This window comes from Nonomuraea composti, assembly GCF_012034275.1.
GTDB lineage: Bacteria > Actinomycetota > Actinomycetes > Streptosporangiales > Streptosporangiaceae > Nonomuraea > Nonomuraea composti.
The window spans coordinates 63,835-79,370 of the sequence record NZ_JAATEP010000053.1 but is presented as its reverse complement, the minus strand read 5'-3'; the positions used below and the strand labels follow the sequence as shown (position 1 = coordinate 79,370).

The following is a 15,536-nucleotide window of genomic DNA, read 5'->3' as shown; positions in this document are numbered from 1 at the left end:
ACGATGGAGGGTGGCGGCGGCCCGGAGTGCGATGATGGCAACCTCGAAGCGCCGCACTTCTTGCAGGGCGAGGCCGAGGTTGTTCAGCGCCGTGCCCTCGCTGTGCCGATCTCCGAGATCACGATAGATGGTGGCAGCGGCCCGGTGGGCGGTGATGGCCCCGCCGAAGCGCCGCACTTCTTGCAGGGCGAGACCGAGGTTGTTCAGCGCCTGGCCTTCGCCGCGGCGGTCACCAAGCCCGCGACAGAGGGCGACGGCGTCCTGATGGGCGGTGACGGCCTCCTCGAAGCGGCGCAGTTCACGCAGGTCGAGGCCGAGGTTGTTCAGCGCTCCGCTCTCGCCGTGGCGATCGCCGAGTTCGCGGTAGATGGTGACGGCGTTCCGGTGGACGGTGAGGGCCTCGCCGAAGCGCCGTACTTCTTGCAGGGCATTGCCCAGATTGTTCAGCGCCTGGCCTTCGCCGTGGCGATCGCCGAGTTCGCGGTAGATGGTGACGGCGTTCCGGTGGACGGTGAGGGCCTCCTCGAAGCGCCGCACCGCGCGCAGGGCGAGGCCGAGGTTGTTCAGTGCCCCGCCTTCGCCGCGGCGGTCGCCGAGCTGGCTGGCGGCGGCCGCCGCGATTGTGCTGACCGTCAGGAGATCGTCGAGGGCCCGCCGCCAGGACAGGTAGACGTTCAGGCATGCCGACAGGCAGGAGGCGATCTGATGGCGACCGGCGGCATGGGCCACAGCGACGGCGGTGACGAGGTTGGCGCGTTCGGCGCCGAACCAGGCCAGGGCGTCGTCTCGTCCGGTGAACCGGTCCGGAACGGGCTGGCCGGACAGGGCGCGCAGATGAGCGTTGGCGAACTCGGCCGTGTCGAGGTAATGCCCCAGAAGGCGGTCCAGCGCCTGCTCGCGCTGGTCGTCGACTGCCTGACTGAGACCGTGCTGGCCGGCGTACAGGCGGACCAGGTCGTGCATGCCCCACCGGCCGGCGACCGGCGTGGTGAGCAAGTGAGCGCGGGCCAGTGCGGCCAGTTGCCGCCGTACCACCGGCTCCGATGTATCGGCCAGGGCGGCCGCGGCCGGGAGCGAGATGTCCGGGCCGGGGTTGAGCGGCAGCAGCCGGAACAGCCGGGCTTGCTCGGGCTGGTCGGCCAGCAGGTGCTGGTAGGACAGGTCGAACGCGGCCCGGACCGCCAGCGGGCGGCCGTACGGGTCACGATCGCCGCTGTCGAGGGCATCCAGCCGGTGGTGGGCGTCGGCGAGTTCTGCGGCCACGTCAGCAAGAGGACGGCCGGGCTCGGCGCGCAGCAGGGCGGCGATGATCTGCAACGCTAGCGGCAGCCGCCCGCACAACCGCCCGATCTCCTTCGCGGGCCCGGGCTCGGCCGCGACACGCGGATCGGTCCGCCCCATCTCCAGAGCGGTGCCCAGCAGGTCAACCGCGTCGGCCTCGGGCAACACGGCCAGATCGACCAGATGGGCCGGCAGGGCCAGGATGTGCCGGGAGGTGACCAGCAGCCGGTGACCCGGCTGGGCCGGCAACAGTGGCTCCACCTGGCCGGTCGTGGCGGCGTTGTCGGCCACCACCAGCACCGCCCGTCCCTTGCGGGCCCGCTCCTCCAGCATCGACCGGTACAAGCCCAGCTGCTCCTCGCCGGTGGGCGGGAGATCAGTGTCGCGGATGCCCATCGCTCGCAGCAACTGCCCCGCCGCCGCGGTGGCGGGCACGCGCTCGCACGGGTCGGGGGTGTACCCGCGTAGGTCGATGAAGAAAACCCCGCCACCGAACCAGTCCTCGGCCATCGCCTGGTGAGCGGCAACCAGCGCCAGCGCAGTCTTGCCCACCCCGGCCATTCCCGCCACCGCTAACACCCTCGCCGCCCCACTCCCGCCTGCCCGGTCCAGGAACGCCAGCACTTCCTTCAGAGCCCCGGCGCGGCCGACGAAGCCGACCGGCGCGGCCGGCAGACCGGCCAGGGCCTGAGGGGCGGGACGTGTGGGTTGCACGATGGTCGCTGAGGCGTTGGGACCGGTCTGGATGATGCCGTGATTGGTCACCACGCCAACGGCGCCGGGCCCTCGGGCGGATGCCGAGGGGTGCTCCCGCGGGGGAATGCTCACCGCTCGGCGTGACTGTGGTCGCCGGTCTGGATGATGCCGGTGTTGGTTCTCACAGCCACCGCTCGCTCACCGATGGCGTTCACCGTCATCGAGGCGGTGGCCGAGCCGAGCATGTCGGCGAGTTCCATGGCCAGCGCCGGATCGGCGGCGAGCGCCTTCTTGATCTGCAACCGCAGCGCGGCCAGGCTGTCATCATCGTCAGGCGCCTGAACCCGGTCGGCCACCGCGCTCTCCAGCTCGGCCTGGCTTTCCGGCCGTTGCCAGATGCGCTGCAGCAGGCGCTGCCCCATGCCGATCGTCTCATCGGCGGCCACGTCCTGCGCCTTGGTCAGCACCGCACTCCCGTAGGCGGCGATAGCCGCGCTCGCATACGGCATCAGCAACGGCACCACAGCAGAGACGTCCATACGCCCTCCGGCCGGATCCAACAGGTGAGCCGATCGTACGCCGCACGGCCAGATGTGGCAGGCGCAAACCGGGCGAGCTTGGAGATATCCCTGGATAAAACCCGCACCTGTTGCGATGCCGCACAAGAGACCGGCACGGTGATGTGCTCGACTGTGCCGCATCCGTCGATCGATGGCGTGCTTTTGGCGTCGGAAGTCCAGACGCCAATCGGTCTTCGCCCGCTCCAACACCTCTTCCAGCGAGTCAACCTCAGCCAGGAGGTCCACTCGGTCTCGCTGGCGCGGTCTCCGACGGTGGCGTCCGGGACGAAAAAGTCCGGCAATGCGCCCATCAGGTTGGGATCGAACAGATCTCCGAGCTCGTCCCACCGGAGATCCGTCATGCCGTCATGCCGCTTGCGCGGGGCCTGCCGCAGCTCGATCACGTCGGCTTGTGGCTGACGGCGATGACCGGAAGCAGCGTCGGCGGGGCCTGGCCGTCAACGTCTGTGGCGACCAGGTGCGCTTGGCACTGCTGGAGGCTCGCCCCGGCCGGGCTGACCGCTCACCAGTTGGTGGGCGCCACCGGGCTGAGCCTTAGCCATGTCCGCAAGGGCATCCTTTACAGCCGCGAGGTCTCGCCGATGGCGCACCTGACCCCGCTGATCTGGACCTACGCCGACGGCTACCGCTTCTCATCTTCACCCGACGACTGGATCGCCTACGAACGCTCGCGCTCGCGCACCGAGTCGACCCGGATCAGCAGCCTGCTGTCGGCCACCGTGGCCGCACGCGGCCGCGCGACCCGAGGAGGAATGGGCCAACCTGGTGCTGGGGCAGCTCAACGCGGTCCAGTCGGCGCCGGCCTTGCTGTCCAAGGCGGGAGCGTGAGCCCGATGCGTCATCGCCTTTGTCCTTCAGACACCTCCGACGCAGAGTGGGACTTCATCGAGCCCCTGCTACCGGTGCCCGCCTGTCTGACGCCCAAGGGCGGCCGCCCAGAGAAACATCCTCGCCGAGACGAGTTCGATACAGCGACTCAAGCGACCGGCCATCTCCATCTGCGGGCGAGCCTGCTCCAGAAAAGCGGCGATCTCGGACCTGGCCCAGCCCACCAATGTGCGATGCGGGACTCCTACCGGTGCTGCCGCCAAGAGCCGCCAACGATACCCCCGCCACGGACGAAGACCGGCCAACCCCGGACATGCGCGCGCCACCCAGTCATGCGACAGATGCGTCCCTGCCGCCGTGCCGGGGACGATGGCCGCCGGACTGCGGCGACCTCGACGGCGAGGAGCGCGATCTTCACCTCTGACCGCCCCCGGGCGGGCGCGGCGGACGAGGCAGTGCGCGACCGAGGAAGGAAGGTCATGCACATCAAGATGGCCGTACTGCGAGCACCCGACGCTCCGCACGACCTGGAGGACGTCGAGCTTCGCGACCTGGACGCGGGAAAAGTCCTGATCAAGATCGCCGGGGTCGGGATGTGCCACACCGACCTCCTGCAGCGCGCACCGGGGTATCCGGCCCAGTGGCCGCTCATCCTCGGGCACGAAGGCGCGGGAATGGTGGAGGAGATAGGCCCGGGGTGACCGGGTTGCGCCCGGGAGACCACGTCGTCCGGTCCTACGACTCCTGCCGCTGCTGCGACTTGTGCCTGGCCGGACACCCCGCCTACTGCGCCACGTTCTTCCCGCGCAACCTCACCGGCGACAGCGACGGCGTGGACGGACCGGGCCCGTACGCGATCATGCGGGGGATCCGGTGGCCGCACGATGGTTCGGGCAGTCCTCGTTCGCCACCCACGCGCTCGTCGCCGCAAGCCCGCAACGCGGTCAAGGTCGGCAGGGACCTGCCGCTGGCGATACTCGGCCCACTGGGCTGCGCGATCCAGACCGGCGCGGGTAACTGTGCTGCTCGCGCTCAAGGTGGCCACAGGGGCCAGCATGATCGTTTTCGGGACGGGAGCGGTCGGCCTGAGCGCGATCATGGCCGCGCGGGTGGCCGGCGCGGCCGCCACGATCGTCGCCATCGACGTCCGCCCCCGCACGCCTGGACCTGGCACGGGGACTCGGAGCGACCCACGCCTTCGACGGAACCCGTGAGGACCTGCCGAGACGTTTGCAGGAGGTGACCGGCGAAGCCCACTACACGATCGACACCACGGGCCTGCCTGCGGTCATCGCCACCGCGATCGCCGCGCTGCGCCCCACCGGCACCTGCGGCCTGCTCGGCGCTCCCCAGGCGGACCTGGTGCTCGATCCCAAGCTCGTACCGGCCGGAGGCAACCTCATGGGCAGCTGCGAAGGCGACGCCGTCCCGCAACTCCTCATCCCCGCGCTGGTCCGGCTCTGGCAGCAGGGACGCTTCCCGTCGAAAAACTGATCACGACCTTCCTCCTGGCCCACATCAACGAAGCCGAGCAGGCCGCCGTCGCGGGCGAGGTGGTCAAACCCGTTCTGCTGCCCTGAACGGCAAGGCCGCCCGGCCGGCTCGCTCAGCGATCGGGCGCTCGACAACTTGTCATGTTCTCCTCGCACCGCAGGCAAGCACCAAGGACCTTCAGCCCGGCGGCGAATCACCGGAAAGCGCATCAGTCCCGCCCGTCGCCGCGCCCGCAGGAAAGCGGGCCTGGCTGATGACAGCACGTCGCACCGGCAACTGCTGACCGACCACGACCCGACCGCCCACTGTCTCGCCCCTGTCGTCGTGACCTGGTGATGAGGACACGGCCCCGCCATGAGTGCACGATCATCGAGGCGCTGTCCAGGACCCGACAGCAGCCGAGATCGGATACGCGTTCACGCACCTGGGCCTTCGGCGATCGCTCCCGCGTGCGGGGACCATGGCCCACAGGGTCCACGTCCCGGAACGGAGCCGGTCCTGACGCCTGCGCGCCCACCTGCCTCACCACCGCCCCATACGAGTGCCTCGCCAGGACGAGGTGAGCCTGTCGACGATCGGCAGCCCCCGGGCTTCCAGCGCACGGCGGGCCAGGGCCGCGCCACGGCGGCGCGCATCGGCGAAGTCGTCCGGCGAACCGCCCCGAAAAAGCGGGGGAGAGGGTGCGGGCTTGAGCGGCCGTGCCGGTCGGTCACCAGGGCTACGGACGGCAGAGGCGACGTCCGGCGCCCGGCGTGCCTCATTCACCTGCGCTCCGATGGCCACGCACGCCAGACAGGGATGCCCGGAGGGCAGCACATGATCCTCACACTCAGGACGCGGGCAGCGGTAGCCGCGCCGCACCACGGTCAAGGCCGCCGCCACCGGTCGCCGCACCGGCAACCCGCGCCAGACCGCCAGCCGGCGACGTACGCGAGCCGACAGCTCGGCGGCGGTCCGGCCTTTGCCGAGCTCAGCCTCGATCGCGGCCAGCACCCGTTCCCGATCTGTATCCGACATGCGCGCCTGCCACTCGATCGGCAACGCGCACATCACACTCAGCGCCCCGCCGGGTCGCATCGCCGGGTGCGGCAGCCGCTCCACCACCTGCCTGTCGGCGCCGCCGGTTTGTGCCCTCTCGCGCAGCGACTCGTCCTCAGCGCTCCTACGGTGCTGTAGATCGCCTACGGCGAGAGGAGAACAATCACGCTTCCTCCCTCCCGCTTGATCGTCAGGCTTCTGTGCAGGCTCGCCTTCCGAGATCGTTTCGCCGTGGCTTCCGCGATCATCTCGTTCAGCTTTCCGGGATCGATCTTCCCCTGCGGACACGGCGCCCCCGCCCGCCTCCTCCTCACGAACCCCGGGACCGGAGCGCAAAGGCGCATCATGTGTCCGGTAAGCGATCAAACGGCCCATACGGTGGCGGGTGATCCAGCCGTCGGCCTCCAGCGTGGCCAGCAGAGACCGCACCGTCCGATCCGTCACCCCCAGATCCTCGGCCAGCGCGGCTTGCTCACGAACCCGGCCGACCTCCTCATCGCGGCGCAACCGGCAATACAGCTCCAGTAGCGCGGCCCGGTTCCGGCGGGGCGCCCACACACCGCCGACACGGTGACAGCCGACTCCGGCCGCCGCCCGGTAGGAAATCCGGGCCCACGCGGCGTTCTCCGGGATCGGGGCCAGAAAGCGGCGAGTCACGGACGTGCTGGAGTCGGTGACGATCCATCTTCCGGCCGCAGCGAGCCCCTGGTAGATCGTGGAAGGGTGCACCCCGAGCCGTCTGGCCAGGTAACCGATGCTCGCGGTGCAGCCCGCCTGCCGCTGCGACAGCGCGGCCACTTGCACCGCGACGGGCCAGGCCGCTCCATGCGGCAGTTCGAGGGGGACTTTGACCGTGCCGTCCGGCAGGTCGTCCAGGCGGACGGGAGAGCGCGCGGTCCCGGCGGGGCTCGGGGCGTCGGCCTCGCCGGAACGCCGGTCAAAGCGGTGGCCGGGGGCTGTTTTCGGGCATACTGAAGAGAGCGCATGGCTCACGGTGTGCTCCTGCGGTGTTCGTGGGCGCACCAAAGACAGGTGCCGGCGATCGTGCCGGTGGCCGATCGCGCACCCAGGGTGCGTTATGGGGTTAGGAGATCCCGGGTATGTCTCTTCCGGGTGGGCGGCTGATCTAGATCACGGGCGCCTCCGGGATCACCTGCAGCCGGTGTGCGCGCCACGGGAAAGTGGCGGTGACATCGGGCGGGCCCATGACGAGGTGGCCCGCAGGCAGGCGAACGTCACCGCTGCCGGTGCCAGGGGTTGTCCGACCTGGCACCGTTTTCGGGCGTACTGAAGAGAGCGCATGGCTCACGGTGTGCTCCTGCGGTGTTCGTGGGTGCACCAAAGACAGGTGCCGGCGATCGTGTCGGTGGCCGATCGTGCACCCGAGGTGCGTTATGGGGTTAGAAGGGCCGGAATGTCGTCCGGGCGATGGGCTATTCAGGCCAAGGGCGCCTCCGGCCGAAGTTGCGCGTGATGCGCCGACCGCGCAACCGCGGTGGCGAGCTGGAGGCGGTGGCAGATCGACGGCCCGACGACGGGCCGCCTGAGGCCGGGCGGGTCAGAGCGCACCCGGCTCGGCGCGACGCCACGAAGCGTTCCCTCGGCCGGCACTTCGACCAGCCAAGGAGCCGTGCGCAAGCCCCTGCGGGGCTGCTGAAGACCCGCCCCATCACCAGGCGCGGCAAGGCGCTGCCTGGCACACGGTGCGGCAGATTCCGCGCTTCGCGGTGTGCCCCGTTTAGGGCAGGCGCGAGCGGTAAAGATCGCGGTAGGGCCGGACACGCCGAACACGCCGAATGTGCGCACGACTAGCCGACCCGGTGATCCATCGTCTATGGTGGTCTCCGAGACGTCTGGACGCCGGCCAGGCACGCGAAAGCCGAAGCCGACACGAGCCGGGCCGGTCGTCTGGTTTGTAGAGAGAGCTCTCGCGCAAGGTTTTCCAGGCCGGTAGCGCGGGGGCTCTCTGCATTTGTGCGGGTGCGCCGGTGTGGGCGCGGCTTACATGGGCCTCTGCGTGCCTCCTCTTGCCGGAGTGCCGGCGAATCTAAGCGGCGCTCTGCCGGGGCTGGTCGGCGCCGTACACATCCAGGAACGACTGCTGCTCGTAAGCGGATCGAAGGTCCACCGCCGAGGTGTCGGCGCCGCCGCTCAACAAACTGCCGACGAGCGAGCGAGCGGCCTCGGGCGCCAGCCCGCGACCGTCGTGGCCGTGATCGCCTTCTTTCGGCTCGGGATGCAACGCACTCATCAAGGCCACGAGATAGGCCGTCATGCGGGAATAGCCGTAGGCCTTGTACGCGGACTTGATGCGAGGCTTCACGCCCAGCGGAGTCCGGAACGTGAACACATGCCTCCCGCCGGACACCGGCACCTGCGCGGCTCCCAGCAGCATCGGAATCGCCGACTGAACAGACGCGGCGCGTTCCGGATCCTCGCGTTGCTCCGGATGCAAGGCACTGATCAGGTCGGCCAGATAGACGCCGGGCTGAGTGTAGCCATGGCGCTGGCCGGCATCCTCGATGCGGCGCCTCAGCTCGGACGGCACCGCGAACGTCGATGTGTCCCTTTGTCCCTTGCTGAGCTGTGCCATCGCCATCCCCTCCCATCACTGGTGATCGAGACCGTAGCGCACAGACAATCAGATTGCGAGGAGCCGCGCAGGCGATTCGCAAAGTTGCTCGCAGTTTCATGACATCAGCACTCCGTCACACGAGTCCCCTCGATGGCCGAAGCCGAGGAAGCCGCCCGCGCCGGACCTGGTCGGGTGCTCCTCTGAAGGCGCGGGCAGGGCAGACCGCCCGCCGGTTGAGCAGAATGACCGACTCCCGTACCGCCGACCAGAGACCAGGAGTTCTGCGTGCCCCACGGTCGCTCGCCGGTGGTTCGGCATTGTCGTGGTGGTTGTTGGTCAGGTTCAGGTGCGATAGCCATCGGCGCCTTCGACATCAGCGGTGACCGGCAACCGGATGACGTTCGGAGTAGGCGGCTGCTGCTGCGCCGCCCGGCGTCCTCTACCGGCCCCATCGGTTCCTCTGGGCGCTGAGTGCCCTTCACCGATTCCGAGTCGGTGGTGCACCGGCCGTTCCCGTGCCTCGTTTGGGCGGCGCTCGTCCCGGACCGGCAAGCCCATCGCGGTTGCCCCCTCATCGCGGTTGCCCCTCTCATGCACAAATGCCCTTTCCGCGCAACGGTCCAGTCCCCCTGGGAATATTCGGCGGGCGGTGCAACGTCGTCGTGCCTTCGGCCGTCTGGGACGGTGACGACCGAAGGGACAACCCCGTGGATGACGAGCCCGGCTTCGACGACTTCGTGGCAGAGCAGACGGACGCGCTGCTCCGCTACGGATACGTCCTGACCGGAAATCCTCATGACGCCGCCGACCTGGTGCAGGAAGCGCTGGTGCGGTTGTGCGGTGCCTGGCCGAGGGTGAAACGCAAGGACAGCCCGCACAGCTACGCCCGGATCACGATGGCGCGGCTGCACATCAGCATCTGGCGGCGGCGCCGCCGCGAGCAGCTCACGGGAGAGCCGCCGGAGGGCGTGCACCACGAGATCTTCCCCTCCGACGAGGAGCAGGGCCTGTGGGAGGCGCTGGCCGTGCTGCCCCGCAGGCAGCGCGCCGTGCTGGTGCTGCGCTACTACGAGCAGCTCAGCGACGCCGAGATCGCCAAGGTGCTCGGCATCTCCGCCGGAACCGTGCGCAGCCAGGCCTTCCGGGGCCTGGACAAGCTGCGTTCCGCCCTCTCCTCCGCACCGGCGACCCACGGGAGCATGTGATGACCGATCTGGAAGACAAGCTGAGCCGCGTCCTTGCCGAAGCGGCGCATCGCGCGCCGGAGACGCCGGCCGGGCTGGCCGCGACGGTCAGGACGCGCCACCGCCGGCGGCGGGCGCGAACCGCGGCCCTGTGCGCGGCCGCCGCCGTGATCGTGGTGGTCGGAGGGGCCGGCGTGGCGGTGAACGTCCTGGGCGCGTCGGCCACGCCGAACCCCGCGGCGGGTGTGAACGGGGAGCCTGCGGTGGACCGGATTCCGCCACGCATCGAGAAGGTGTGGCCGCAGGCCGTGCACAAGATCCCGGCCAGGCTGCCCGACGGGCGCGCGTACTTCCCGCAGCTCCTGCTCGACGAGCGCACGCTGCTGGTCATGACCGGCGCGCAGGACGGCAAGCGGCAGTTCCTGTGGAGCTACGACCTGGACACCGGCCGGCCCCGGCAGATCGCCGAGATCCCGCCGACCAAGGGATCGGCGATCTTCGCCGACGGCGTCGCCGCCGGTGGCGGCAACATCGTCTGGTGGGCGTCCTACAAGGAGCCGGGCGGGCCGCGGGTCGCCCGCATCTGGACGGTGCCCGCCGCCGGCGGCCGACCCCGCCAGGTGACCGACGTCCTTCTCACCAACGTCATGAAGCAGGGGCACATCAACGGGCTGGCGGTGACCGGCTCGGACGTGGTCTTCAACTACGAGAAGGGCGGGGTGTACCGGGTGCCGCTGAGCGGGGGCACGCCGCAGCCGGTCAAGGGTGCCGAGCGGCACTACGTCCTGCAGTGGCCGTGGGTGGGCGTCCACCGCGGGAAGGCGGTCTTCCGTGAGCTGATCAACGTCGAGACCGGCGAGCGGCGCGACGCCGTGGTCAAGGCCGACGAGGAGGTCAGGTGCGGCGTCGAGCGGTGCGCGGGCGTGGCGGTGCGCTACAAGACCGTCAAGGTCGAACGCCCCCGTGACCGCTCCGGCAAGGAAATCAAGTGCGGCGCCCGCCGGTGCCCGGACACGGTGCAGATCCAGACCATCCTGCGCAGGTTCGTCCGCGACCGCGACGGCTCCCACGAGCGTCAGCTACCGAACGGTTTCCAGATGGGCGACGACGCCGGCCTGGAGCGCTTCTTCAAGGTCACCCTGACAGGGCCGGGAAACCAGCCCGTCCTGACCCTGTACGACGCCGACACCGGCACCTCCGCCGACCTCGGCATCCGGCCGGACGTGAAGGGCGCCATGGCGGTCCCGGACGGCGGCCTCGACCGGCTGATCACCTACCCGATCAAGAACGAGATGTACGTTCTGGACCTGGCCGCGATCAGGTAGGAACGCGGAGACCGCCCGCGTCAGCAGGAGTGCCGGTCTGATACCGCCAGGCGCATCACCTTGGAAACGTTCACCAACGGCATCCGCGAGCAGCTTCTCACCATCGGAGAGATCCCCCCGGGGTGCTGTGGACGCCTGCCGAGGGCTCCGGTCCCCGCCCGCTGCCTGATCGGGCATGGCGGCCGGTCGCACAGAAGGGATAGGAGGTCGTCTCCTGGGCCTTCCCGTACGTCACCTCCTGCGGCTTCGCGGTCGCCGCCATCGACGCGCCGAGCTGGACTCCGTCGGCGACAGCCGGCCCCTCGGGTACTACGGCCTGTCGCAGGGGCGGTGAGATGCGTCCATCGATCGCCCCTCACCGCGCCGGCTCTCACGCTGACCAGCGACATCTGGCTCGATACCGGCAGACGGCTCCGGTTTCCGCCATGTCCCGTTTCGGAAGCCGCTCAACCCCTACGCCTGCCCATCTTGCAGCACGATCTTCTCAGGCGCGGAGTAGCACACTGCCGAGAAACAGGAGGACCCCTTGATCACCGTTGCCTACAGTCTCGTCTCCTATCGCGTCACCGGCCTGTCCACCGAGACGCGCGGACACTGCCGGGCCGCCATCAAGCTGGAACTCATCCAGGTGCCAGGAGTGGTGGGCGTGGAGGTCGATACTGAGCAAGGCCGCGTCAGCATCCTGACCGACGGCCCCGTCGAGGAGGAACTGGTGCGAGCGGCCGTGGAAGCGGTCGGCTGCACCATCGCGTGCTCCTGAACACCAGGCGCCGGGGTCCGCCTCCACCGATACGGCGGACCCGCACACATCTCGGAGTCGTGAACGGGGCGAAGACCGCCTCCGACCAGCGATCCTCGCCCGCTGGGCGTCCGATCCGTCAGCCGGACGAGCATCTTGCCAGTATTGGCGCCCTTCAGCATCCTGAGGAAGGCATGCGGGGCGCGTTCGAGCCCGTCCACGACCGTCTGCTCGTAGTGCAGCGAGCCGTCGGCAATCCACGCTGCCGCCCGTTCGATCCACTCCGGGAACAGGTCGAGATAGAAGTTGATCAGCGTGCCGCGCAGGGTGGCGTTCCTGCCAGATAGATCGAAGAGGTTGTCCGAGCCGGGCACCGGCTCGGTGGCGTTGTAGGAGGAGATGGCGCCGACCATGCCGATCCGGCCACGGTCGCGCAGGGCGGCGATGGCGGCGCGCAGGTGATCGCCGCCGACGTTGTCGACGTAGACGTCGATGCCGTCCGGGGCCGCCTCGGCCAGCTGCTCGGCGATCGGCCTGGCCTTGTAGTCCAGGCCGACGTCGAAGCCGAAGTCGGTGACCAGCTTCTTGACCTTGTCCGGCCCCCGGCGGAGCCGATGCCTTTGGCGGCGCCCAGCTGGCGGGCGATCTGCCCGGCAATGATGCCGACCGCGCCGGCCGCGGCCGACAGCCACACCACGTCACCAGGCTAGACCCGCGCCACTTTGGTGACCGTCGCATACGCGGTCAGCCATGTCGTCCCCGACGGCCCCAGATACGCCTCCGCCGGAGCCAGCGTGGTGTCCACCACCACGGCCTGCGCCGCATCGAGCACGCAGTACTCGCGCCAACCCAGGAAATGCGTCACCCCGCTGCCCACCGGGACCGCCTCGGCACGTGAGGCCACCACCTCGCCGACCGCGCTGCCCAGCAGCGGCTCGCCGATCAGGTACGCCCTCAGCCGGTTCGGGCACACGCGTCCAGGCGAGGGTGAAGGTGTCGAGGCTGGGCTCGCCCGCCGGGCACGCGGCCGGCCGGATCCCGCGGCTGATCAGTGCGCTGCTCATGGCCATCAGGTGCCGTCCACCGCTTTGGATCTGCTGGGGGTCGGCTGTGCCGGCTTTGTCCGCCTGCGGCGTCCTCGACGGAGCCGTGCGCGACAGCGCTCTGTACTCTGCGGCCGCAGGCGCGTCGGGCTGGAGGTAGGACGCGTGAGCGACAGCCGCACGACGCTACGCACCTTCACGCTGCCTCTCGGTCCCAACGGGGCGCGCATGCCTTCACCGAACTTACTTTGTAAAGGCGTCCGATTTGCACACTGATTCATCTCAATGACATCAAGGAACGGGCTTCGCCCGTACCTCCTTCATCAACCGCGGAACCTGGCCCTGGCGCCCTCGGCTCCATGGCTCACTCTCAGCAAAGTCGGCCGGGGCGGGCGGGGAACTTGTCGAGATACATCACCGGACTGACTGGGCAGGCTGCTCGGTTCCGGGGCGCTGCGGCTCGTCGCCGCCGCGCGCCGGCGCCGCAAGACCGCGGCCGGTGACGTCACTGTGGCGCCCGGCTCACCCGCAGACGGCTACGACGCCACATGGTCACATCTTCACTGGCAGCGGCGTGTCCGCCGCACATGGGCCATCGGATATTCGATCACGGCATGGGGTCTGGCCGAGCGCCTTTCCGGGGGCTCATGGGCGCCGAGCTGCGCCATCCCGGCCGATGCGCTGGCGCATGACTGGTCAAACGACAGATTGATCTTCTTACACGGCTGTTTACTGTGTGAGGAAGTCATCTGCGGAGAAGGGGCGTATGCGAGCAACCAAGCGCAAATTCAACGTGCCGAATGTCGCTGGGCTCATTGTCGCGGGGGCGGGCATTCTGGCTGTCTTGGTGGCCAATGCCGGCACGATCGTGGAGTTCATCTGGCGCTTGTACGACGTCTATGAGTGTTCCTCCTACGGCTGGCAGGGGCCGGATCTCGCGCCGTGCCGCTAGGTGGCCTCACGCGGGACTGTCTAGACAACAACTCTGGCCCGTTATCGGTGGTGACGCTGGGTGATACCTGTCAGGCTGGGCCGTGCTGAAGATCGACGATCTTACGGGTGTCGTGTTCGCGGGCCTGCCTCCCCTGGTCATCGAGGGTGTGGAGGGCGAGGACGATTTCATTCGGGTCACCACCCGTACTCGGGATAAGCCGGTGCCGTGCTCGGTGTGCGGGACGCTGGCCGGCCGGGTGCACGGCTACTACAGCCGGACGGTGGCCGATGTCCCGTCGACGGTCGGCGGGTGGTGATCTCGGTGCAGGGACGGCCTCTGCTCTGCCCGGCGTGGAAGTGTGCTCGGCAGACGTTTCGTGAGCAAGTGCGCGGGCTCCTCGAGCGTTACCAGCGTCGAAGACGCAGGCTCACCGGCCAGCTGGGCGCGGTGGTCACCGAATTGGCTGGCCGGGCGGGCGCTCGGCTCTCGGCGGTCCTGGCCGTCGCGGTCATCGGTGCCTGAGAAGCCCGGCTTGCCGTAGGACACAGGGTCGCCATCGCCACCTCAACCTGCCGCCACGCACGATCGACCGCGAAGGCGACCCGCTTCACGACGCTGTCCCAGCGCACCGAGTGGCCCGCTTCCCACGGCCCTGGACGACGGACAGTCATCCACGTTTGAAGATCATGTCGATGGGGTTCTGCCCCCAGGGACGTGGGGAGAGGCCGGCCACCCCAGCTCTTTGCGGCCTCTTCCAGGATGGGGTGGTGCCGATCCACGCCACCCGTCCTGACCAGGAAACTCCGGTCTCGGCAGCCCTGAGCTGAGGCGGGTCACTGTCCCTTGCCCATGAAGGAGCACTGCTCCTCGCTTCCCAGGAGCCTCTTGACGAGCCCCCAGGGCCAGCCGTTGTCCACGAGGCAAGCCTGATCGAAGCTGATGGACACGCCGGGCAGCTCACTCGCGGCCCGGGCCACCGCAGAAGCATCCGCACCCGCCCTGATCCGGGCGCGGAAGGACTCGGGCATGTCAGTCGGAGTTGTCGCCTTCAGGAGTTCAGGGTCGTCCTCGTACTGGCGACGGAAGCTCTCCCATGCCTGCTGCCGGTCCTCGAACCTGACACTCTCCACCTCAGGCCGGCCCTCCAGGGCCCGCTGGAGATTCAGCCGCTCCGGCTTGGTGATCTCGCCACCCGCGCAGCTCGCCCAGGAGTCGCCATCCTTGCACAGGAAGACGGACACCTCGGCCCCTCCAGCAGATGCCGCGCCACTCAGTGACCAGGTCGGCGTCAGGGGATGCGGCCGGCGGGGCCAATCCCTTCAGCGCCGGCTCCGCCAACCGCAAAGTTTCACTGTCCATGGTCTATGAACGCGCACCCCTATCGATCCGCTGCTCCTCCACGTCAAGACGATCCGCAATGGGCTTCGCCCGCCCCTCGCCAGAGTCGTCTCGGCCTCGTGAGCTGTGCGAAGCAGGGTCCACACTGCGGGCACTTCCAGCGCGCAGCCTCCATGAACCTGCAGGCGATCAGGCATCTTCGGCGGCTGGACCTGGCTCCGGACGATCTGACTCGCCCAGCTGCCAAGGGGGGACAGGTGAGCGGGCAGCGGTTCCAGGTGCCGCCGGCCGCGGTCACGCGGCGGGTGGCGGTGCACGCACGGCATCACAGCCTCGAAAGCTTCGAGCCTTTTTCAGCGCTCCCGTCAGCGCCTCTCCGCCCCGTCTGCCTCGCTGCGTGCAGGGGCGCCCCACCCACCGAGCCAGCGAACGACACCCCAGGGCCGATCCGTGTCCGGCTCGGCGGCTTCGGCTTCCTGC

13 protein-coding genes and 2 pseudogenes are annotated in these 15,536 nt (G+C 69.2%); 7 read left to right on the top strand and 8 right to left on the bottom strand.

Annotated elements, in window-relative coordinates:
- From HCN51_RS46125 to HCN51_RS46115, 3 genes are all read right to left on the bottom strand, one after another.
- On the bottom strand, positions 1-2,046 hold a 2,046-nt coding region (locus HCN51_RS46125), incomplete at its 3' end, for a tetratricopeptide repeat protein (protein WP_168018257.1).
- A 59-nt stretch (positions 2,047-2,105) separates the two neighbouring features.
- Positions 2,106-2,516: a hypothetical protein gene (locus tag HCN51_RS46120; protein WP_168018256.1), complete on the bottom strand. Its 411-nt coding sequence runs from the start codon at positions 2,514-2,516 to the stop codon at positions 2,106-2,108.
- Entirely contained in the window at positions 2,486-2,941 is a 456-nt protein-coding gene (locus HCN51_RS46115) for a hypothetical protein (RefSeq protein ID WP_168018200.1), read from the bottom strand. The genes HCN51_RS46120 and HCN51_RS46115 overlap by 31 nt, the downstream gene beginning before the upstream one ends.
- Before the next feature lie 450 nt (positions 2,942-3,391).
- On the opposite strand from HCN51_RS46115, the pseudogene HCN51_RS60540 reads away from it, so the two are divergent.
- The 3 genes and pseudogenes from HCN51_RS60540 to HCN51_RS58550 form a co-directional block, all read left to right on the top strand.
- Positions 3,392-3,526, top strand: a pseudogene (locus HCN51_RS60540) (IS5-like element IS4811 family transposase); the annotation flags it as partial.
- Between the two features lie 339 nt (positions 3,527-3,865).
- A complete protein-coding gene (locus tag HCN51_RS60535; RefSeq protein WP_240973954.1) occupies positions 3,866-4,087 on the top strand; it encodes an alcohol dehydrogenase catalytic domain-containing protein in 222 nt (73 codons plus the stop codon).
- Between the two features lie 460 nt (positions 4,088-4,547).
- Positions 4,548-4,880: a zinc-binding dehydrogenase gene (locus tag HCN51_RS58550; protein ID WP_206068670.1), complete on the top strand. Its 333-nt coding sequence runs from the start codon at positions 4,548-4,550 to the stop codon at positions 4,878-4,880.
- 522 nt (positions 4,881-5,402) lie between these two features.
- On the opposite strand, the gene HCN51_RS46100 is transcribed toward HCN51_RS58550, so the two are convergent.
- Positions 5,403-6,911, bottom strand: a complete 1,509-nt coding sequence (locus HCN51_RS46100; RefSeq protein ID WP_168018255.1) for a BlaI/MecI/CopY family transcriptional regulator — start codon at positions 6,909-6,911, stop codon at positions 5,403-5,405.
- A 1,054-nt stretch (positions 6,912-7,965) separates the two neighbouring features.
- Positions 7,966-8,511: a hypothetical protein gene (locus tag HCN51_RS46095; protein WP_168018254.1), complete on the bottom strand. Its 546-nt coding sequence runs from the start codon at positions 8,509-8,511 to the stop codon at positions 7,966-7,968.
- A 689-nt stretch (positions 8,512-9,200) separates the two neighbouring features.
- Here HCN51_RS46095 and HCN51_RS46090 point away from each other — a divergent pair.
- Positions 9,201-9,698: a SigE family RNA polymerase sigma factor gene (locus HCN51_RS46090; protein WP_168018253.1), complete on the top strand. Its 498-nt coding sequence runs from the start codon at positions 9,201-9,203 to the stop codon at positions 9,696-9,698.
- Positions 9,698-11,002, top strand: a complete 1,305-nt coding sequence (locus tag HCN51_RS46085; protein WP_168018252.1) for a TolB family protein — start codon at positions 9,698-9,700, stop codon at positions 11,000-11,002. Before HCN51_RS46090 ends, HCN51_RS46085 begins: the two co-directional genes overlap by 1 nt.
- Positions 11,003-11,557: 555 nt before the next feature.
- Here HCN51_RS46085 and HCN51_RS60530 read toward each other — a convergent pair.
- Together HCN51_RS60530 and HCN51_RS60525 are read right to left on the bottom strand one after the other, a co-directional pair.
- A complete protein-coding gene (locus tag HCN51_RS60530; protein ID WP_346434029.1) occupies positions 11,558-12,433 on the bottom strand; it encodes a zinc-binding dehydrogenase in 876 nt (291 codons plus the stop codon).
- A 14-nt stretch (positions 12,434-12,447) separates the two neighbouring features.
- Positions 12,448-12,714: a hypothetical protein gene (locus HCN51_RS60525; protein ID WP_346434028.1), complete on the bottom strand. Its 267-nt coding sequence runs from the start codon at positions 12,712-12,714 to the stop codon at positions 12,448-12,450.
- Between the two features lie 836 nt (positions 12,715-13,550).
- Between HCN51_RS60525 and HCN51_RS46075 the strand changes: the two genes are divergently transcribed.
- Positions 13,551-13,736, top strand: coding sequence for a hypothetical protein (locus HCN51_RS46075; RefSeq protein ID WP_168018251.1), 186 nt, complete (start codon positions 13,551-13,553; stop codon positions 13,734-13,736).
- Positions 13,737-13,818: 82 nt separating this feature from the next.
- Positions 13,819-14,222, top strand: a pseudogene (locus HCN51_RS60520) (transposase family protein); the annotation flags it as partial.
- Positions 14,223-14,551: 329 nt separating this feature from the next.
- Here HCN51_RS60520 and HCN51_RS46065 read toward each other — a convergent pair.
- Positions 14,552-14,959: a permease-like cell division protein FtsX gene (locus HCN51_RS46065; protein ID WP_168018249.1), complete on the bottom strand. Its 408-nt coding sequence runs from the start codon at positions 14,957-14,959 to the stop codon at positions 14,552-14,554.
- Between the last annotated feature and the right edge of the window lie 577 nt (positions 14,960-15,536).